Source organism: Paenibacillus tyrphae, from assembly GCF_000722545.1.
GTDB classification, from domain to species: domain Bacteria; phylum Bacillota; class Bacilli; order Paenibacillales; family NBRC-103111; genus Paenibacillus_G; species Paenibacillus_G tyrfis.
This window is the reverse complement of the sequence record NZ_JNVM01000028.1, coordinates 76,048-95,121: the sequence shown is the minus strand read 5'-3', so window position 1 is coordinate 95,121 and position 19,074 is coordinate 76,048. Positions and strand designations below refer to the sequence as shown.

Here is a 19,074-nt window from a genome sequence, read left to right as displayed (position 1 = left end):
GCCCATGCTGGGCGTACACGCACAGAAGCTCCCTGCCTGAGGCAAGGAGCTTCTGCGTTCGAATCTATGCAATGAGGCCAAGGCTTACAGATCGAAGTACAAGGAATATTCGTGCGGATGAATGCGGATCGATACCGCTTTGGCTTCATCACGCTTCAGAGCAACGTAGTTGTCAATGAAGTCTTTGGAGAACACGCCGCCTTCGGTCAGGAACTCGTAGTCCGCTTCCAGAGCGTCGAGCGCTTCGTCCAGCGTACCTGGTACGCTGCGGATTTCTTTCTTCTCTTCTTCCGGCAGCTCGTAGATGTTCTTGTCGAGCGGGCCGTAGCCGAGTGCGCTCGGATCGATTTTTTTCTTGATGCCATCCAGACCGGCAAGCAGCATCGCTGCGAAGGACAGGTACGGGTTAGCCGTGGAGTCCGGCGTACGGAACTCAATGCGGCAGCCTTTCGGCGTTACGGCAGCAACCGGAATACGAACGGCTGCGGAACGGTTGCCCTTGGAGAACACGAGGTTAACCGGCGCTTCGTAGCCAGGAACCAGACGTTTGAACGAGTTCGTGCTCGGGTTGGTCAAAGCGATCAGCGCCGGAGCATGGTACAGAATACCGCCGATGTAGTGCAGCGCCATTTCGCTCAGGTTGGCGTAGCCGCCTTTTTCGTAGAACAGCGGAGTGTCGCCGTCGAAGATCGATTGGTGAACGTGCATTCCGCTACCGTTGTCGCCGAACAGCGGCTTTGGCATGAAGGTCGCCACTTTACCGTATTGACGGGCGGTGTTTTGCACGATGTATTTATATTTCATCAAGTTATCGGCTGTTTTGGTCAGCGTATCGAAACGGAAGTTGATCTCGCCTTGGCCTGCAGTAGCCACCTCATGGTGATGGCGCTCTATGCGGAGGCCGGATTCGATCAGCAGTCGGCACATTTCGCTGCGGATATCTTGCTGCGTATCCGTCGGACCAACCGGCACGTAGCCGCCTTTGTGGCCGACTTTGAAGCCCAGGTTGCCGCCTTCTTCCTTGCGGTTCGTGTTCCAGTGCGCTTCTTCGGAATCTACGAAGTACGAGGAAGAGTTTTGCTTGCTTTCGAAGCGAACTTCGTCGAAGATGAAAAATTCGGATTCCGGTGCGAAGAATGCAGTCGTACCTACGCCGGATTTTTGCAAATATTCTTCAGCCTTCTGGGCGATGCTGCGCGGATCGCGCTCGTAGCGTTCGCCGTCAGGCGTATGGATGTTGCTCATGATGACCATCGTCGGATGAGCGGTGAACGGATCGATGTAGCTGGTCTCCGGATCCGGCATCATAACCATGTCGGACTCCTCAATGCCTCTGAAACCGGGGATGGAAGAACCGTCGAATGCTACGCCGTTCACGAAAGTTTCTTCTTCTACCTCGGATGCCGGTAAAGAAATGTGATGTGCTCTGCCGTTCAGATCGACAAAACGGAAATCTACCCACTCGATGCCTTTTTCCTTGATGGTGTTTAATACGTTTTGTACTGACATTGACTCGCCAACCTCCTAATTTCCGAACATTCTCATCATTTTGTTCGCTCATTGTTCAAGTTTTCGTTGATCATGGACTTATTATAAATCGTCATCGCAGCAATCGTCAATACTTATGTCAGGTATTTTTTACGAGGGTGTAAGGTATGCTCACACAAGGGTGAATTTCGTCACAAATTGGACAAGAAAAAGGCTTGATTTCCTGAGAAACAGGAGAACCAAGCCTTTTCCGATAAGGAACCTACCTTAAAAATACGATCATTACCGCGCCAGAGCCGCTTCTTTCTTCGTATCGAACCGTTTTCCGCAAAGCGGCGCCAATTGCTCCAAATCTAACATGAGTTTGGCGAATTGGTCCGGGAACAACGATTGCACGCCGTCTCCGGTCATCGAGTTGTCGGGGTCCGTATGCATTTCGACGATCAGGCCGTTCGCTCCGGCAGCGACGGAAGCTTTACACATCGGCTCCACCAGCTCGCGGCGTCCCGTGCCGTGGCTCGGATCGGAAATGACCGGCAAATGGCTGAGCGTCTGCAGCGCCGGAATGGCCGCCAGGTCGAGCGTATTTCTCGTGTAAGGTTCGAATGTTCGGATTCCGCGTTCGCAGAGCATGACGTTCGGGTTGCCGCCCGCCAAAATGTATTCCGCCGCATTCAAAAATTCATCATACGTCGCACTGAAGCCGCGCTTGAGGAGTACCGGCGTTTGGATCGTGCCCAGCTTGCGGAGTAGATCGAAGTTCTGCATGTTCCGGGTACCGACCTGCAAAATATCGGCGTATTCGGCGCACACGTCGACGTACTCCGGCGTCATCACTTCCGTGATGGTCAGCAGTCCGTGCTTTTTGCCGGCTTCCGCCATCATCACGAGTCCCTCGACTCCAACGCCCTGGAAGCTGTAAGGGCCGGTTCTCGGCTTGAAGGCGCCGCCGCGCAGCACTTGGGCGCCGGAGACTTTGACCAAGCGGGCGATTTCGTCGATTTGCTCCGGCGATTCGACCGCGCAAGGTCCGCCCATAATGACCAGCTCGTCGCCGCCGATCGATACGTCGCCGATTCGGATCACCGTATTGTCCGGGTGAAAATCGCGGCTTGCCAGTTTATACGATTTGGAGATTTTGACGACCTGCTCTACGCCGGACAACTGGCGAAGCTGCTCAGCCAGCGCCGGGGTCGCTTTGCCGATAATGCCGACGACCGTGCGGTCTACACCTTTGGACACATGGGCTGCTACCTCGTGCTTCTCGATATGATGAACGATTTCGGCAATGCGCTCTTCGGTAATTTTGTTGGATAAAATAACGATCATGATGACAATCCACACTCCTCAGGGATATGTTCACACTTAGACGCTTCGACGCTTATACGCTTTTAAGCATTAAAGTAACTATACAACGAGGAGCCGCTCCTCGTCAAGATCGAAGCAAAGAATATTTCTTCAGCCTTCGGACCCCTAGGAGAGCGGCGTCTCTTCCTTGCGTCTTCTCCGTTTTTCCTTTCGTCTGACGTCATACCATTCCAGAAGCCATTTAATCGGATAAAAAGCGATAAGCCCCAGAACGGCCCCGTCGATGACCCCGCCAACAAACAGCTTCAAGTTGAATTTGATAAACGTATCGAGCCAATCCGGCAGCACGGACAATAAATGCCCCTTGATGCCGCGCGGAAGCACCCAGCCTCCTACTTGCCGGTTTAGGAAGGACATCGGGATGTAGATCACTTTGCCGAATACGAATCCGATCAAAGCCGCGGCCATGCTGGCCCGGAATACATAGACCAAAGGAAAGATAAGAAAAAAAGCAAGCCCCGCCGTAGGCAGGGTAAACATTTCTACAAACAGACCAACGGAGAAGCCGAGGGCGACGATGGCCGGCCCTCCTTTGGCTCTTGTCAGCTGCAAATACTTGTATTTAAACCAACGGCCTACATTGCGAAGTTGAAAAGGTTTTTTGCCGGTTGCCTGTTTAGCCATGACTGTATGTCCCTTTCCTTCCGTGAGCAGCCTACTCCGCGCTTGCTTTTTGCTTGGCGACCGGGATTAAGCGGTCCATATTGACCGTGCGCCGCAACTCCCAGGTCGCGGGATCGGCAGCATCGTATTGTTCCAGATACGCAACGACTTCCTTGGTGATCGGCGTAGGCGTCGAGGCCCCGGAGGTGACGCCAACGCGGCGCACCGGCTTCAGCCATTCGGGGTTCAGCTCGGACAGATCGGCGATACGGTACGCCTTCACTCCCGCGATCTCCTCGGACACCTGCGCAAGACGGTTCGAGTTGTTGCTTCGCGGGTCGCCGACGACGATAACGAGATCGGCATCCTTCGCCTGCTCCGCGACCGCCTCCTGCCTTACTTGGGTGGCTAGGCAAATCTCATTATGAATCTCCGCGCGCGGGAACTTTTCCAGCAGCCGGTTCATGATGTGCTTGATATCCCATTGGCTCATCGTCGTCTGGTTCGTAATCAGGATACGCTCCGACACGACGTCAAGCTTGTCGATTTCTTCCGTATTTTCGATCAGATGCACACGGTCCGGCGCGACGCCCACGGCACCTTCCGGCTCGGGGTGGCCTTTCTTGCCGATATAAATGATCGTATAGCCCTCGGCCGTCTTCTCGCGGATCAAGTCATGGGTTTTCGTCACGTCGGGACATGTCGCGTCCACGACGGTCAAGCCCTTGTCGCGTGCTTTGCGGCGAACTTCAGGAGATACCCCGTGGGCGGTGAAAATAACCGTCCCCTTGTCCACCTGCTCCAAAATTTCCAGACGGTTCGGGCCGTCGAGCGTAACGACGCCTTCTTTTTCAAAATAGTCGGTGACATGTGCATTGTGCACGATCATGCCCAATATATATATAGGTCTCGGCAGATCCAAATTTTTGGCGGTCTGCATCGCCAGCGCCATCGCGTCGACGACGCCGTAGCAATAGCCGCGGGGAGATATTTTGATAACGTCCATGCTGCACCTGCCTGTCGAATTTTTGCTTATTCCTTCATTATACCTGATTCTTCGGCCGGAGGGAATTGTCCCGGACTTGCGGTGTCTTGCCGCTCCATTCGGCTGCGATCGGCAACCAGATGATGAAGGTCGTACCTTCGTCTTTCCGCGTCTTGACCTCGACGGAGCCCTGGTGCTCGTCGATAATCCATTTGGCGATGGAGAGGCCCAGCCCCGTTCCGGACTTGCGGCCCCGCGACGGGTCCGCCCGGTAGAACCGCTCGAAAATAAGCGGAATCTCGGATTTGTCCATGCCGATGCCCGTATCTTCGATCCGGATGCCGATCTGTCCGCCGTGCCTTAAGGTATCAAGCCGGACTTGGCCCTGCTCCGTATACTTGAACGCATTTTCGAGGAAAATGAACAGCAGCTGTCTTAAATAATCTTCGTTGCCGTAAACGTATATGCCTTCAGCCGCCTTCGTCTGACCGACGATCCATTCGGCCGTTTTCGGCAGCAGCTGCGCTTTCCGCGCGATCTCATCGAGCAGCGGCTGCAGCTCGACTTCGTCCTTGGTCATCTGGAACCCGGCGTCGGCGCGGGCCAGCGACAGCAGGTCGTTCACGAGCCGCGACATGCGCTCCGCTTCGCCGGAAATATCGTGCATCGCCTCCAGCGTCAGCTCCATCTTCGCATTGTCCTGCTCTCCGGAGGTAAGCGCCGTTTGTTTCCACATTTTTTCCAGAAGCTCCATGTTGCCGCGTATCGTCGTCAGAGGGGTGCGCAGCTCGTGCGACGCATCCGACACGAACCTGCGCTGCGCGCCGTAGGCTTCTTCCAGCTCGGTGTAAGCGTTCTGCAGCCGTCCGAGCATGCCGTTAATTGTCTGCGTCAGCTCGCCGATCTCATCGTTCGGACCGGTGTATTCGATCCGCTTGTCGAGGTCCACCCCATTTTCGATCCGGTTCGTGGCCGCAATGACCTGCTCGATCGGCCGAAGCGCCTTGCGCGCGAGAAACCAGCCGACCGAAGCGGCAATCAGCACGCTGATCAGCCCGATCACCGTCAAAACCAGACGCAGGAGCGCCAGCAAGCTCTCGTACTGCTCAATCGAGTAAGCGGCCTGCATGACCCCTAATACATTGCCGGTATACTGCTGAACGAGAGGAACATAATACACCATGAACGAGTAGCCCTGGATACTCATTCTCTCAAACTGACACTGGCCGTTCAGTATGCATTTGACCTTCTCGTCGGTCACATCAGGAATTTTCATTCCCGTCTGCTCAGCATCGGGAAGACTTATAACTTCGCCGGTCACCAAATTCGTCACTTGATAAATGACGTTATTCGTTTTCGGCAAATCGCGAATGTTCGGAATGAGACTATATTGCCCTAGAGTATTCAACTGAGGCTTGATGCGGGAGGCCACCCCCCCTGCTTGCTGCTGGATTTCGGTCTTTAAATTATCGTAGTAAATATAATGCAAAAACAAGTAAAGTCCCAGCCCCAGCAGCAGCAGGGTTGCGGATAATATCGCCGTATACCAAAGGGTCAGGCGCAAGCGGATGGACATGTCAGCCTTCCCCTCTCAGCACATAACCGGCGCCGCGAACGGTCTGAATCATCCGTTTGTGCCCATGCTCCTCCGTTTTTTGCCGCAAAAGAGCGATATAAACCTCCAGCACGTTCGATTCACCGCTGTAATCGTAGCCCCAAATTTTCTCCATAATAACATCCCGTGAAAGAACCCTTCTCGGATTCTGCAAAAACAAATGCAGCAGCTCGAATTCCTTAGTCGTGAGCTCGATGAGCTGCCCGCCACGGTACACCTCGCGCGTATCCAGATCCATAAAAGTGTCCAGGTACTGCAGCTTGTTGGAAGGCTGCTCCGTTTTGTCCGCCGCTTTGCGGCGAAGCAGCACGCGCACCCGGGCAAGCAGCTCCTCCAGTGCAAACGGCTTCACAAGATAATCGTCCGCGCCGAGATCGAGCCCCTTTACCCGGTCGGACACCTCGTCCTTGGCCGTCAGCATGAGCACAGGCACATCCGAGCCGCCTTCGCGGATACGGCGCACGACCTCCCAGCCGTCGAGCTGCGGCATCATCACATCCAGGACGACCGTATCCGGCTCGTTCTCAAGAATTTGCTTTAACCCGTCCATCCCGTGGTTCGCCGTAAATACGGTGTATCCTTCGAACGCCAAGCTCCGGCGCAGCATGGACGTAATTTTCTCATCATCGTCAATCACTAGTATTTTCTCTCTCATAAAATCGTATCCACCCGCCCTTCTTACCTCTATTGTACCAAAATAATGAGGATTGCAAAAAAAAGAAGCGGAGCTTTCGCTTGTCGTCCGCTCTGCTTCTTTTTTCATTATCGCATTATTGCTGATTCTGCGAGTCGATCGTGTTGCGGTCGCCGATGGTCACATCGATGTTGAGCTTTTTGCCGTCACGCATGACGCCAAGCGTTGCTTTATCGCCGACTTTTAATTTTTTGATGGCCGTGCTGACTTCTTCAGTCGTTTTGATTTTCGCTCCGTTCACTTCCGTAATGACGTCGTAAGGACGAACGCCTGCTTTGAAAGCCGGACTTTTGCGGTCAACTTGATCGACCAAGGCCCCGTCGGTATTTTCAAGCTTTAGCTCGGAAACCCAGTCCTTGTCAATCGGTTTCATCGCAATGCCGATGTACGGAACCGGTTCTTTCGGAATTTTTACGTTGTTTTTCAGGTTATCCAGTACCGCGGATATCGTGCTCGTCGGAATCGCGAAGCCTATACCTTGCGCTTGCGCGCTGACGGCCGTATTGATGCCGATGACCTCACCGTTCAGATTCAGCAGCGGACCGCCGGAGTTCCCCGGGTTGATCGAAGCGTCGGTTTGCAGCAAATGCTTGTATTGGCGTGTTCCGTTCTTATCCGGGATATCGATCGGACGCTCTTTGGCGCTCAACACCCCGACGGTCACCGTATGGTCAAAGCCGTACGGGTTCCCGATAGCCACGACCCAGTCGCCCACGTTCAAGTTGTCTGCGCTGCCGATCGGGAGCGTCGGGAATTCTTCGCCTTTTTGCGGCTCGATTTTCAGCGCAGCCAAGTCGAGATTGTAGTCGTTGCCAAGCAATTTGGCCTTGTACGGCTGATCTTTGCCTTGGAGGTACACGTTGATTTCGTCCGCGCCGTCAATCACATGTTCGTTGGTCAAGATGTAGCCGGTCTTCTCGAAAATAAAGCCGGTCCCCATCCCGCCGGGCTGCAGTTGGCCGTCGTTGCTTTTAGGCTGCTGCTGTTGACTGCCGCCGAAATCGTCGCCGAAAAATTGGCGAAAGAACGGGTCGTCGTACAGCGGATTGCCGGAACGTCCGGAGCTTTTTGCCTTGACTTTCGTCTCGATCTTGACAACCGCCGGACTTGCTTGCTGCACGATCCCCGAAATGTTGGTCGGACGGGCCAGATCGAGCGAAGAAGGTTTCACGTTCCCGCTATTGGTTGCCGGCGGTGCGCCCGCCGAGCTCTGATTACTGTTTCCGGTCATCACGCCTTGAGCACCGGTAAACAGGTTCATTTTGTCCGAAGCGAACATCAGCGCGCCGACTACGACCACGCCGGCCATAAATGCGGCGAACATGCTGCGGAATCCGCTCGACTTCTTCGGTGCCGCGCCGAGCTGCCAATTCCCCATCGGGCCTTGCTGCTGCTCTCCGGAGTTAAAACCGTACGAGCGCAGCTGCTTCGGCGGCGTTACTTCCACCGGAGCGGAGCCTTGACTGTCGCTGACCGTCGTGTCCGAGGTGCCGGATTTGTAAGGACCGTAGGAAAAGTAATGAGAGCTTTGCTCGCGGCTCGCTGCCGCTTCCTCTCCACCGACCGTTTGCCGGTTGTCCCCGTCGGACTCGTTATGCTTCAACTCGTCGTTCGGGCGACGAAAAAGTTCGTTTTCGTTGTTGTTGTTATTATTGTTATTGTTGTGATCCATCAGAAAAACCTCCATTTCGTATAAGGCTTCAGGATGATTGCTTTCTTGCCTTGTTGTTCATGTCTTTATATTGCACGCGCAACCTTAAAGAAACCTTAAAGGAAAATAAAATGGAGGTAAAATAAACAACCCCCTAAACAAGAGAACAACCCCCTAAATCCCCCTTAGTAAGGGGGACCCCAGGAGCTGCGCCCCTGGACCCGCAAGGTTGTCTAGGGAGTTAGTATATCGCACTTTCGTTACTATAGATGAAGGAACGCGTTTGTCCGGCGAGCCAAGGCTCGCCGGACACGCTTACATTTTGGCGCGGCAAAGTCCCGCGCGGCCTTGCGCCAACTGGAAGCGAGGACGGGCCACGACCGCCGCAGGCTGGTCGGGACCGGACAGGCGCGGTCCTTGCTCGACGTTGCGCTAGTGCTGGAGCGCCGCATGGAAGCGAGGACGCACGTCGCTGCCGTTAGGCAGGCGCGGGCGGACTGTCGCGGTCCTTGCTCGGCGTACCGCCAGTGCTGGTGCGCCGCATGGAAGCGAGGACGCTCGCCGACTGCCGTTAGGCAGGCGCGAGCGGACTGTCGCGGTCCTTGCTCGACGTTGCGCTAGTGCTGGTGCGCCGCATGGAAGCGAGGACGCTCGCCGACTGCCGTTAGGCAGGCGCGGGCGGACAGTCGCGGTCCTTGCAGCGACGTTGCGCTAGTGCTGGTGCGTCGCATGGAAGCGAGGACGCTCGCCGACTGCCGTTAGGCAGGCGCGAGCGGACTGTCGCGATCCTTGCACCAGCGATCCGATTATGGCGACGCTCCCCCCTCCCCCGACAACCTTTCGTCGTCCAGGGGGCGAAACCCCTGGGGTCCCCCTTACAAAGGGGGATTTAGGGGGTTGATCGCCTTTAGGGGGTTGGTCACCTCGGATACCCTCTTTCGATCTCCCGCAGCAGCGAAGCCGCCCGGTCCACCCACTTGTCCTCTACGGTGCCGTCTTTATCGAGCGGCTCCTGAAACTGATCCATTAACGCTCCATACGTGCGAGCCTGCGCCTCTTGATCCAATCCTTCGTTATAAACATGTTTGAGTATAAATGGCGTACCGATTCGGATAAAAGCGTCCGTAGAATCCGTATCCCCGTCCAGTACGCCGCTTGTGACTTGAAAGGGGATGCGAAGCCACACTTTATGTCCCTCATCCAAATAGCGGTCAAAGGAACCGTGCTCATAATCCCAGTTGCCGCCCAATGTAAATTCATGCTCATGCAGATAGCTTCGCACATGTTCAAAAGGCTCTTCCCGCCCTTGCAATGTCGAATCTAAAGGAATCATGCGCATCTCCTCCAAACGAATAATGATCGCTGCAACAAAATCACGCTTAGCATGTACCAGGCCAAGTAAAATTATGCCCGTCGAGGAGAATAGAAGAAGTTTTTACGACGGTCATGATTTGGGGGTTCGTAACGACTTGGATCGCTTTCAAGCTGATTAACCAGCTCGTTTCTATCCGCGTCAGCGGGGATGAAAAGCTCGTCGGTCTGGATGTCGTAATCCATGGCGTACCGGCCACAGCCAATCTTTCACTAAGTGAAAACGTAAAGATATTTTTAGGCAAATGTAGCAGTTTTATATTGAATTTTTTTCCATTAAATTTTATAATATGGGTAAACTTACAATAAATCAACTCTCTTTGTATCACTGTAATATTTATACTACATTTTTCTAACGAACTTATCCCGGCTATTCAGCAGAAATACTTAACTTGTTAAATCCCGTTGCGCTTAGTCTCAGTCTTATCGCGTGGTGATCCCTTAAACTGCTGAATCACCGTAACCGTACAATTGCTTCCAACTAAAAAAGAGCCATTCCATTCGAAAATGGAAGGGCCCTCTCTTTGTTTTCAATGCGTTATTATTTCGAATCAAAGGCGCTGCGCAATCCGTCGCCGATGAAATTAAAGCACATGATCGTCAGGAAGATCATGAAGCCGGGGATGAACGGATACCAAGGCGCATTGTTCAAAATCGTCAAGCTTTGAGCACTTTGCAGCAAATTCCCCCAGCTCGCGGTAGGCGGCTGAATCCCCAGACCGAGGAAGCTGAGGCTGGACTCCGTCAAAATCATGCTACCCATCTGCAGCGTCGCAGAGACAATAATAGGAGCTATGGCGTTAGGCAAAATATGCACGAAAATAATCCGGAAATCCGACATGCCGATCGTCCGCGCCGCATCGACGAACTCGCGGTTTTTGACCGAAAGAATTTGCCCTCGCAGCAGCCTCGCCTTGGACATCCAGCCGAAGGCGACGAACACGACGATAATATTGAATAGGCTCGGCTTCAGCACGGTAACGACCGTGATCAGAACGAAGAAGGTCGGAAACGATAGCAAAATATCGACGATCCGCATCAGGAAGCTGTCGACTTTCCCACCGTAATAACCGGCTAGCGAGCCTACGGTAATCCCGATCAACAGGTTAAGGATAACGGAAAAAATCGCGACGGAGAGCGATACCCGGGCGCCGTAAAGCACCCGGCTGAACAAATCCCGCCCCAAATCGTCGGTCCCGAACCAATGTGCGGCGCTCGGGGGCTTCAAACGGCTCATCAGATCCTGTTCCGCGGGATCATGAAGTGCTATAACGGGCGCAAACAGCGCGAGTACAATAAGTACCGCCATAATCCACAGGCTGACATAAGCCAGCCGGTTAGCCTTGAATCGTTCCCAAGCCCGGCGTTTCGGTTTGGCGGCGGCCGCAGGAAGCTGGGCCTTATTCGTAGTTACGGCTTCATTCATGGATTATACCTTCGCCTCGCTTTTGCTATAGCTGACCCGGGGATCCAGGATCGCATAAGATAGGTCGGCCAATATGCTGCCGAAGACATAGAGAAAAGCAGTCATTGTCGTAACGGCAAAGATGACCGGATAATCCCTCTGGAAAGCGGCTTCCGTGAACAGCCGGCCGATTCCGGGAACGCTGAAGATCGTCTCGACAATAACGGAGCCCGCGAAGAAGCCGGGCAGCGATAGCCCGAACAGCGTTACCAGCGGAATCAGCCCGTTGCGTAGGCCGTGCACGGTCAATATCCGTCCGCCACGCAGCCCTTTGGCTTTGGCCGTGCGCATGTAATCCTGATTGATAACCTCCAGCATGCTGGAGCGGACATACCGGATCCAGACTGCCACTTCGGAGCAAGCAATCGTAAACACCGGCAAAATCAGGTGAAGCACCCGGTCCCCGAAACCGGACGGCGCATTGAGCGTCTGTAGGCCGCCCGACGGCAGCCAGCCGAGCCGCACGGCGAAGAACATCATCAACAGAAGGCCGAGCCAAAACCCGGGCAGCGAAATGCCGACGAACGTAATGCCGGACACGAACTGATCGAGACGCGAATTCGCTTTAACCGCGCACAAAATGCCGAGTGGAATCGCTATGGCCAAGGCCAGAGCAAAGCTTGTGACCGTCAGCAGCAAGGTATTCGGCAGCCGGTCCCGTATCAATTCTGAGACCGGCTGGCTTTTTTGAAACGAAGTGCCGAAATCCCCTTGCGCCAGGTCGCTGATCCATTTCCAATACTGAATATATAACGGTTGATCCAAGCCGTAAGCTTTGATCATATTCTCCTTATCGATGGCCTTGATCGTCGGATCGTCGACGTATTGGGAGATCGGACTGCCCGGAGCCATATGGATAATGAGAAAAGAAATGATCGTAATGCCGATCAGAATCGGAATGGCGTTCAGCAAACGCCGAAGGGCATATCGGGCCACCGGATGTCACTTCTTTCATCATAATTTCGATCATAATGATCAACGGATTTTCTTATTTCGTGAAGTACCACTTTTCAATTTCCTTCAAGGAGTCGCGGTTCGGATTAAAGCCTTCGAGATTTGCCGGATAAGCCATAGTAGTCGTCGGCGAATAAAGGAACGTATACGGCTGGTCTTCCGCAATCAAAGCGTCGACTTTGGCCAGCAGCTCTTTCCGTTTGTTCATATCGAAGGTTTTCAAATCCTCGTCGATCAGCTTATCAACCTCGGGATTTTTATAAGAAATATAGTTCGATCCCGTCTCCATCGCCGTGGAGTGCCAAATGCCTTGCGGGTTCGGGTCTCCCGAAATGCTCCAAGCATGGAAAATAGCAGTGAAGTTTTTACCCATCCAGTTTTTCGTAAAAGCCGAACCCTCGACAATCCGAGGCTGAACGCTGATGCCGACTTTTTTCAGCTGCTGCTGAATGACCGTCAACGCTTTCTCGCGGACCTTGTTTCCTTGAATCGTTTGCATTTCGATCTCGAATTTTTGACCGTTTTTGTCCAAAATGCCGTCGCCGTCCGTATCTTTCCAGCCTGCATCGGCTAAAATCTTTTTCGCCTTTTCCGGATCGTATGGGAATTTCGGCACATTATCCGTAAACGACCAGTAAGAAGGAGACGTTTGGCTGTGTACGAGCTTTCCTTGTCCTTCGACGATGTTGTCCACAATGCCTTGGCGGTCGATCGCCATCGTAAGCGCCTGACGCACCGCTTTATCCTGGAACAGCGGATTGGTCAAGTTCCATGCAACAAACATATAGCTTCCTGTGCCAATTCCTTTTTGCAGCTTAATTTTGCCCGACGTTTTGGCAAACTGCTCGATGGCCTGTAAATTATCGGCCGGTACTGCAATGACGTTAATTTCTCCGGTTTGCAGCTGCGCCATCGTGGCGTTCGCATCCGGGACGATTTTCGCCGTTATTTTCTCGATAGCCGGCTTGCCGCCGAAATAGCTGTCGTTGCGAACGAAGCGCAAATATTGGCCTTGCTTCCACTCTTCCAGCTTGTACGGGCCTGATCCGACCGGCTGCTTTGCGAAGGTCGATTTTTCCATGTCTTTGACGGCAACATCTTTCAGCAAATGCTGAGGTAAAATATTATAAATCAGCATATCGATGTATCCGGCATGCGGCTCTTTGAACGTAAATTTAACGGTCGTATCGTCCGTTTTCTCGATCTTCGCCAATTTCTCGAACGTTCCTTTGCGCGGGCCTTTATAATCCGGGTTAATCGGAATATTGTATGTAAATACGACGTCGTCGGCCGTTACCGGCTTGCCATCGCTAAACTTGGCGTCGTTGCGGATTTTAATCGTCATTTCCATCTTGTCTTGCGAGAACTCAGGCTGTCCGACCGCCAAATTCGGAACGATTTCCTGCTTTTCATTGAAGCGGTACAACGAGCTGAACACCAAATCGATCACTTCGCTTGACGTCGTTGTCGTCGCCCAGAAGCGAATAAAGCCTTGCGGATCCGCCAAGTAAGCGGTATTGATTTCGCCGCCGTCCACCTTTTCTTTTTTGCCGCTGCTGGCTGCCGCCCCATCGGCCGGCTTCTCGCTTGTCGCGGGGGTTCCTCCGCCTCCGGACGTGCAAGCGCTGAGCAATAGCGCGGTGGACATCAACGTGGCAAGAGCGATATTTCCCGCTTTGCCGATTTTTTTGAACAACATGGCAAGTTCCCCTCTCTTTTAGATGCTTTCTGTAAACTGTTTATACGAAATGGCACGAGGCATAATGCCCCGGCTCCACTTCCCGGAAGATAGGCTTCTCGATCCGGCAGCGCTCCGCAGCATGCGGACAACGCGGATGGAACGCGCAGCCTGACGGCGGATTTGCCGCGTTCGGCACTTCCCCGCTTAAGATGATCCGCTCCCGCTTGCCGTCCACATCCGGCTCGGGCACGGACGATAGAAGCGCCTGGGTATACGGATGCTTCGGACTGCCGAACAACTGGTCCCGGCTGGCCAACTCGACAATTTGACCTAAATACATGACCGCGACCCGATCGGAAATATGTCTGACGACGCTAAGATTGTGTGAGATAAACAAGTACGACACTTTCGTCTGCGTCTGCAGTTCCTCCAACAAGTTGACGATCTGTGCTTGAATCGAGACATCGAGCGCCGAGACCGGCTCGTCCGCCACGATAAGCTTCGGACTTAATGAAATGGCGCGGGCAATCGCGATACGCTGCCGCTGTCCGCCGGAAAATTCGTGCGGGTACATGCCCACCGCATGAGATCTTAGTCCGACCGTATCCAAGAGCTGTTCCGCCCGCTTCATGGCCTCCGACCACTTCAAGCCGCCTTGGACCACAAGCGGCTCGGCAATTGCTTTGCCCACCGTGATTCTCGGATTTAACGATGCATACGGGTCCTGGAAGACGCATTGCATTTCTTTCCGGATCGGCCGCAGCTGCCGCTGATTCCAACTGCCGATCGAAGTCCCGTTAAACAAGATTTCACCTTCGGTCAAATCGAGCAAGCGCAAAACCAACCGGCCCACCGTCGACTTGCCGCAGCCAGATTCGCCCACAATGCCCAACGTCTCGCCTTTAAATACCGTAAAGCTGACATTGTCAACCGCTTTGACGGCTCCATTTTTTAAGCTGCCGCCGATGCCAAAATATTTTTTTAACCCTTTAATCTCCAGAAGCGGAGCCCCCACGTGTCGATCATCTCCCTCTAATCCGTACTAGGTCAAAATGCAGCGAACTTGATGTCCCGCTCCGATCTCCCGCAGCTCGGGCTGCCTGTCGCGGCATTCCGCTTTCGCCATCGGACAGCGCTCGGCAAACCGGCACCCTGCCGGAAAAGCGCCTGCTGGCGGAACGCTTCCTGGTATCGGGACAAGCGGCTCAATGGCCCCCTGCATGCGTGGCGTCGATTGGAGCAGGCCTTTCGTGTACGGATGTCTGGCATCTGTAAACAGCGTTCTTACGTCTGCCGTCTCGACGATTTGGCCGGCATACATGACGATAACGCGCGTAGCCATTTCGGCAACAACGCCCAAGTCATGCGTGATGAACAGCACGGACATGTCGGTCTCGTGAAGCAGCTGTCGGATCAGATCCAGCACCTGAGCCTGAATCGTCACATCCAAAGCTGTTGTCGGCTCGTCGGCAATAAGCAGATCCGGCTTACAGGCCATCGCTATCGCCAGCATGACACGCTGCCGCATTCCGCCCGACAAGCGGTGCGGGTATTCTTTCCGAATCCGGGAAGGCTCCGGAAATCCGACGCGCCGCAGCCAATCTTCCGCTATTGTAATCGCTTCCGATTTGCTTACGCCAAGATGCCGGGTAATCGCTTCAGTCAACTGCTTCCCAATGGTAAGCACCGGATTCAGCGAGGTCATCGGCTCCTGAAAGATCATCGCGATTTGACGTCCGCGAACGCCCGACATCTCCCGATTGCTGAGGCCGACCAAATTTCGACCACCGAAACGAACCTCGCCGCCGGCAATCTCCCCTACCCGGGGAAGCAGCTGCATGATCGACAAGGAAGTCATGCTTTTGCCGCAGCCGGATTCTCCTACGAGCGCGACCACTTCGTTCGTTCCGATTTTAAAATCAATGCCGTCGACAACGGTCAATTCCCTCTTTTTGTCTCTAATTACCGTTCTGAGCGATTTCACTTCCAAAAGTGCCTCAGACAAAGGGATCACCTTCACTTCCACATTCATTGTGTCATAAATATTCACTTCGCTGGAATTATTTCGGCTGACAGCATCAAGTCCCATTATGAAGTTAATTGACCAAAATGTCATTAAAAATTTTTAAAAAAAAGTTACATTTTTTTTAAAATGTTAACTAAATCATTGATTTTGCAGACAAAAAGCGAGACGAAAATCTAATTTTTTTCGTCCCACAGGAAAATTATGTTTGTTTTCAAGGCCACTGTCGAATTCTAGAACGCGCGAATGTCCGCCTTTTCCAGCCACGCGCCGATATCGCCGATGACCGACTCGACCGTACCTTCCGCAAACGGAGAAAGCAGCCCTGCCACCTCCACCAGCTCACTGAACGAACGGCTGCCGCCTTCCCGGCACAGCCTTACGTAATCGTCCCAAGCCCGCTTGCTGTCGCTTTGCGCGCGGGACCAGAACTGGAGCGCGCAGATTTGCGCCAGCGTGTAGTCGATATAATAAAACGGCGTACGGAATATGTGCCGCTGCTGATACCAGTACCCGCCGCGATTCAGCAAATCGTTCTCCTCCAGCGCCAAATCCGGACGATAGACCGATTCCAGCTCGCGCCACTTGGCTTTGCGCTCCGCCGGGGTCGCTTCCGGGTGCTCGTACACGAAGTGCTGGAATTCGTCGACCGCGGTACCGTAAGGAATGAACAGGATGGCTGCGCTCAAATGCTCATACTTGTATTTGTCCGTATCTTCGCGGAAAAACAGCTCCATCCAAGGCCAGGCGAAAAACTCCATGCTCATCGAATGAATCTCGCATGCCTCAAGTGTCGGATGCACGTATTCCGGCACCTCATGATGGCGGCTCATGTACTTCTGGAACGCATGTCCGGCTTCGTGCGTCAGCACGTCGACATCTCCGCTCGTTCCGTTGAAATTGGAGAATATGAAAGGCACCTGCTCCGCTTTAATATACGAGCAGTACCCGCCGACCGCTTTGCCGGTTTTGCTGACGAGGTCCATCAGCCCGCGGTCCGTCATCATCCGGAAGAAAGCGTCGGTTTCCGGCGACAGCTCGGCGTACATCCGCTTGGCGTTGTCGACGATCCAATCCGCATCGCCTTTTGGCGTCGGGTTGCCCTTCGGAAAACGATACTTGGCGTCATAGTAAGTTAAACGGTCCAGGCCAAGCATGTGCCTCTGCTGCTCTCGGATACGCGAAGCAAGCGGCACCAGATGCTTCCGCACCTGCTCCCGGAAGACGGCAACATCGGCCGCGTCGTAATCCGAACGCTTCAGGCGGTCGTATCCAAGCTGAACGAAGTTCGGATAGCCGAGCTTTCGGGCGATGCTCGTCCGCACTTGAACAAGACTGTCGTAGATTTCGTCAAGAGTCGTCTCGTGCTCCGCAAAAAAAGCGTATCCCGCATCCAATGCGCGCTTGCGTGTCTCCCGGTCGGTAGACAGCGTGTATGGCGTGAGCTGCGCCAGATTGAGCTCGCGGCCGTCAAACGAAATCGACGCGGAGGCGGTCAGTTTAATATAGTCGGAAACAAGTTTGTTCTCCTGCCGCAGCTCGTCAATCACTTCAGGCGAGAACGTTTTTACGGTTCTTTCGGCAATCCGGAACAATTGTTGGCCCCATTGCTCTTCTAACGCCGCCCGGTAAGGCGATTCGGCCAATGCCGCATAATACTTTGAAAGGAAGCCCTGATACACCGGCGTCTGCTGGTCGAAAAAGTCCTGCTCCTCTTTATAAAACGAGTCGTTCGTATCGATGGTATACCGGATTCGGGCGATCGCAGCCATCGACTCGAAATGACTTCGAAGCTCGTTCATCCGGGTCAGAAGAGCCTGCTGCTCCTCCGGCGAACCCGCCTCGGAGAACTGCTGCAGCGATTCGTTCATCTGCTCCGTCAGCTGATCCATATCCGGGCGTTCGTATACAAAATCTTCGAACTTCCTTGTCATTATCGCTTCATCCCTTTCCATTTCTATCGGCCGGATAACCGTCGACCTTCGTTAGAAACATAAGGGTGTAGGCCGTTTTTGTCAATATGCGGAAACAAAAATAAGCCTCCGACGCCGACAAACGGCGAGAAGACGCTTTATACGGTCCATGATCCTATGATGTTAGATATAATCACATTGTTAGTATCAGTTTACACCAAAATCCCAGCTTTGAAAATAACGAATTTCGTTCTTTCCCATCAAGCGAAAAGAGGAAGCCTCGAAATTTCATTCGGGCCTCCTCCTTGGGTCTGCTTCCTTATTGTCTTGCCGATTCGCTGGCGCTCTCGCTCGGGTTGTTTTGAGCCGCCTGCTTCACGTTATTTGCCACAACCTCTTCGGAAAATTCCGTATCGGTCTTCAGGTTTTTATTTACACTTAAATTTTGATTTTTATTTTTAGCCATCGCTTATCACCTCCCCTGACACCCTTTATTATGGGTTTCAAGGAGGGGCGTTATGCTTAGAAATTTTTTTAAAACAGCAGCTCGCTTTTCAGTTGATTCCAGAGCGTTTCATTAATTTTTCCGGCGCCCCTTTTCACCACGAAGACATTCAACGTTTTTTTGCCCCACTCTTTGTAGACCTGATCCTTCGTCTCGAAATACAAGTCGATCCGGTTGCCTTTGATGGCACCGCCCGTATCCGCGACAACACCATAGCCGTAGCCCGGAATGTACAGCACCGTTCCGATTGGAAACACCTTCGGATCCGCGGCGATCGTGGAGAACGCTTCGACGTCCCGGGTAACCTTCATGCCGGAAAACGTGACTCCGTATTCGGGATGTCCGGGGTTCTTGCCAGTCGACTCCCGTCCGGCATAGTATCCGGTTGCCGTCACCTCGACGGCTTTATAGTTGGATAAATCTTGCCCCTTGTGGGGAAACAGCTTGTAATTCATCGTTCGGCGGCTGCTTGCGGCAGATACGGGCTGGGAGTCGGGCTGCTTGACCTCCGGCTTGCTGACACCGGGCGAATGCAAGAATACGGGTAAAGCGGCGATCTGCAGCTCATTATTCGGCGCGGTAGACCGCTTGTACTCCTGTTGTTTTTCAAACCATATCAAGAAGGACAGCATCAACACGATGAACAAGATCCATTTGGCATGGCTTGCGGTTTTTGGTAGCATAAGCTTGGTTTAAACCTCCCCTTATTAGAAGAGGCTCTCCAACATTCGCAAGATCTATACACCGGTCCCCTGGAA

17 protein-coding genes are annotated in these 19,074 nt (G+C 53.4%); 1 reads left to right on the top strand and 16 read right to left on the bottom strand.

What is annotated here, in order from left to right; genetic code table 11:
* Positions 1 to 84: 84 nt before the first annotated feature.
* From glnA to ET33_RS27785, 8 genes are all read right to left on the bottom strand, one after another.
* A complete protein-coding gene (gene glnA, locus ET33_RS27820) occupies positions 85 to 1,509 on the bottom strand; it encodes a type I glutamate--ammonia ligase (RefSeq protein ID WP_036689914.1) in 1,425 nt (474 codons plus the stop codon).
* 261 nt (positions 1,510 to 1,770) lie between these two features.
* Positions 1,771 to 2,817 carry a 3-deoxy-7-phosphoheptulonate synthase gene (gene aroF / locus ET33_RS27815; RefSeq protein WP_036689913.1) on the bottom strand — a complete coding sequence of 349 codons (1,047 nt, stop codon included), beginning with the start codon at positions 2,815 to 2,817 and terminating at the stop codon, positions 1,771 to 1,773.
* 144 nt (positions 2,818 to 2,961) lie between these two features.
* Positions 2,962 to 3,480: a DUF2062 domain-containing protein gene (locus ET33_RS27810; RefSeq protein ID WP_036689912.1), complete on the bottom strand. Its 519-nt coding sequence runs from the start codon at positions 3,478 to 3,480 to the stop codon at positions 2,962 to 2,964.
* 31 nt (positions 3,481 to 3,511) lie between these two features.
* Positions 3,512 to 4,465: a 4-hydroxy-3-methylbut-2-enyl diphosphate reductase gene (locus ET33_RS27805; protein WP_036689911.1), complete on the bottom strand. Its 954-nt coding sequence runs from the start codon at positions 4,463 to 4,465 to the stop codon at positions 3,512 to 3,514.
* A gap of 37 nt (positions 4,466 to 4,502) precedes the next feature.
* The gene (locus tag ET33_RS27800; protein ID WP_036689910.1) at positions 4,503 to 6,020 is read right to left on the bottom strand and encodes a sensor histidine kinase; all 1,518 of its coding nucleotides are present in this window, start codon (positions 6,018 to 6,020) and stop codon (positions 4,503 to 4,505) included.
* A gap of 1 nt (position 6,021) precedes the next feature.
* A complete protein-coding gene (locus ET33_RS27795) occupies positions 6,022 to 6,714 on the bottom strand; it encodes a response regulator transcription factor (RefSeq protein ID WP_036689909.1) in 693 nt (230 codons plus the stop codon).
* A gap of 115 nt (positions 6,715 to 6,829) precedes the next feature.
* A complete protein-coding gene (locus ET33_RS27790; protein ID WP_088831139.1) occupies positions 6,830 to 8,425 on the bottom strand; it encodes a S1C family serine protease in 1,596 nt (531 codons plus the stop codon).
* A gap of 898 nt (positions 8,426 to 9,323) precedes the next feature.
* Positions 9,324 to 9,737, bottom strand: coding sequence for a YugN family protein (locus ET33_RS27785; RefSeq protein WP_036689907.1), 414 nt, complete (start codon positions 9,735 to 9,737; stop codon positions 9,324 to 9,326).
* A gap of 113 nt (positions 9,738 to 9,850) precedes the next feature.
* Between ET33_RS27785 and ET33_RS40465 the strand changes: the two genes are divergently transcribed.
* The gene (locus ET33_RS40465) at positions 9,851 to 10,084 is read left to right on the top strand and encodes an ammonium transporter (RefSeq protein ID WP_036689906.1); all 234 of its coding nucleotides are present in this window, start codon (positions 9,851 to 9,853) and stop codon (positions 10,082 to 10,084) included.
* A 232-nt stretch (positions 10,085 to 10,316) separates the two neighbouring features.
* Here the strand turns inward: ET33_RS40465 and opp4C are convergent, their stop codons facing one another.
* From opp4C to ET33_RS27745, 8 genes are all read right to left on the bottom strand, one after another.
* Positions 10,317 to 11,201 carry an oligopeptide ABC transporter permease gene (gene opp4C, locus ET33_RS27775; RefSeq protein WP_036689905.1) on the bottom strand — a complete coding sequence of 295 codons (885 nt, stop codon included), beginning with the start codon at positions 11,199 to 11,201 and terminating at the stop codon, positions 10,317 to 10,319.
* Positions 11,202 to 11,204: 3 nt separating this feature from the next.
* Positions 11,205 to 12,176 (bottom strand): ABC transporter permease, encoded by a 972-nt coding sequence (locus ET33_RS27770; protein ID WP_036689904.1) that lies wholly within the window; start codon positions 12,174 to 12,176, stop codon positions 11,205 to 11,207.
* A 52-nt stretch (positions 12,177 to 12,228) separates the two neighbouring features.
* Positions 12,229 to 13,893 (bottom strand): peptide-binding protein, encoded by a 1,665-nt coding sequence (locus ET33_RS27765; protein ID WP_051775711.1) that lies wholly within the window; start codon positions 13,891 to 13,893, stop codon positions 12,229 to 12,231.
* Between the two features lie 40 nt (positions 13,894 to 13,933).
* Positions 13,934 to 14,890, bottom strand: coding sequence for an ABC transporter ATP-binding protein (locus ET33_RS27760; RefSeq protein WP_036689903.1), 957 nt, complete (start codon positions 14,888 to 14,890; stop codon positions 13,934 to 13,936).
* A gap of 27 nt (positions 14,891 to 14,917) precedes the next feature.
* The gene (locus tag ET33_RS27755) at positions 14,918 to 15,907 is read right to left on the bottom strand and encodes an ABC transporter ATP-binding protein (RefSeq protein WP_081890537.1); all 990 of its coding nucleotides are present in this window, start codon (positions 15,905 to 15,907) and stop codon (positions 14,918 to 14,920) included.
* A 224-nt stretch (positions 15,908 to 16,131) separates the two neighbouring features.
* Positions 16,132 to 17,832, bottom strand: coding sequence for a M3 family oligoendopeptidase (locus ET33_RS27750; RefSeq protein WP_036689902.1), 1,701 nt, complete (start codon positions 17,830 to 17,832; stop codon positions 16,132 to 16,134).
* A 298-nt stretch (positions 17,833 to 18,130) separates the two neighbouring features.
* Positions 18,131 to 18,277, bottom strand: a complete 147-nt coding sequence (locus ET33_RS39370; protein WP_167336451.1) for a hypothetical protein — start codon at positions 18,275 to 18,277, stop codon at positions 18,131 to 18,133.
* Between the two features lie 68 nt (positions 18,278 to 18,345).
* On the bottom strand, positions 18,346 to 18,999 hold the full coding sequence (locus ET33_RS27745; RefSeq protein ID WP_036689901.1) for a 3D domain-containing protein: 654 nt from the start codon (positions 18,997 to 18,999) through the stop codon (positions 18,346 to 18,348).
* Positions 19,000 to 19,074: the final 75 nt, after the last annotated feature.

Excerpts from the sequence above, each read along its gene's own strand:
- glnA (WP_036689914.1), bottom strand. The coding sequence starts at position 1,509 with ATGTCAGTACAAAACGTATTAAACACCATCAAGGAAAAAGGCATCGAG.
- aroF (WP_036689913.1), bottom strand. The coding sequence starts at position 2,817 with ATGATCGTTATTTTATCCAACAAAATTACCGAAGAGCGCATTGCCGAA.
- ET33_RS27810 (WP_036689912.1), bottom strand. The coding sequence starts at position 3,480 with ATGGCTAAACAGGCAACCGGCAAAAAACCTTTTCAACTTCGCAATGTA.
- ET33_RS27805 (WP_036689911.1), bottom strand. The coding sequence starts at position 4,465 with ATGGACGTTATCAAAATATCTCCCCGCGGCTATTGCTACGGCGTCGTC.
- ET33_RS27800 (WP_036689910.1), bottom strand. The coding sequence starts at position 6,020 with ATGTCCATCCGCTTGCGCCTGACCCTTTGGTATACGGCGATATTATCC.
- ET33_RS27795 (WP_036689909.1), bottom strand. The coding sequence starts at position 6,714 with ATGAGAGAGAAAATACTAGTGATTGACGATGATGAGAAAATTACGTCC.
- ET33_RS27790 (WP_088831139.1), bottom strand. The coding sequence starts at position 8,425 with ATGGATCACAACAATAACAATAATAACAACAACAACGAAAACGAACTT.
- ET33_RS27785 (WP_036689907.1), bottom strand. The coding sequence starts at position 9,737 with ATGATTCCTTTAGATTCGACATTGCAAGGGCGGGAAGAGCCTTTTGAA.
- ET33_RS40465 (WP_036689906.1), top strand. The coding sequence starts at position 9,851 with ATGATTTGGGGGTTCGTAACGACTTGGATCGCTTTCAAGCTGATTAAC.
- opp4C (WP_036689905.1), bottom strand. The coding sequence starts at position 11,201 with ATGAATGAAGCCGTAACTACGAATAAGGCCCAGCTTCCTGCGGCCGCC.
- ET33_RS27765 (WP_051775711.1), bottom strand. The coding sequence starts at position 13,893 with ATGTTGTTCAAAAAAATCGGCAAAGCGGGAAATATCGCTCTTGCCACG.
- ET33_RS27755 (WP_081890537.1), bottom strand. The coding sequence starts at position 15,907 with ATGAATGTGGAAGTGAAGGTGATCCCTTTGTCTGAGGCACTTTTGGAA.
- ET33_RS27750 (WP_036689902.1), bottom strand. The coding sequence starts at position 17,832 with ATGACAAGGAAGTTCGAAGATTTTGTATACGAACGCCCGGATATGGAT.
- ET33_RS39370 (WP_167336451.1), bottom strand. The coding sequence starts at position 18,277 with ATGGCTAAAAATAAAAATCAAAATTTAAGTGTAAATAAAAACCTGAAG.
- ET33_RS27745 (WP_036689901.1), bottom strand. The coding sequence starts at position 18,999 with ATGCTACCAAAAACCGCAAGCCATGCCAAATGGATCTTGTTCATCGTG.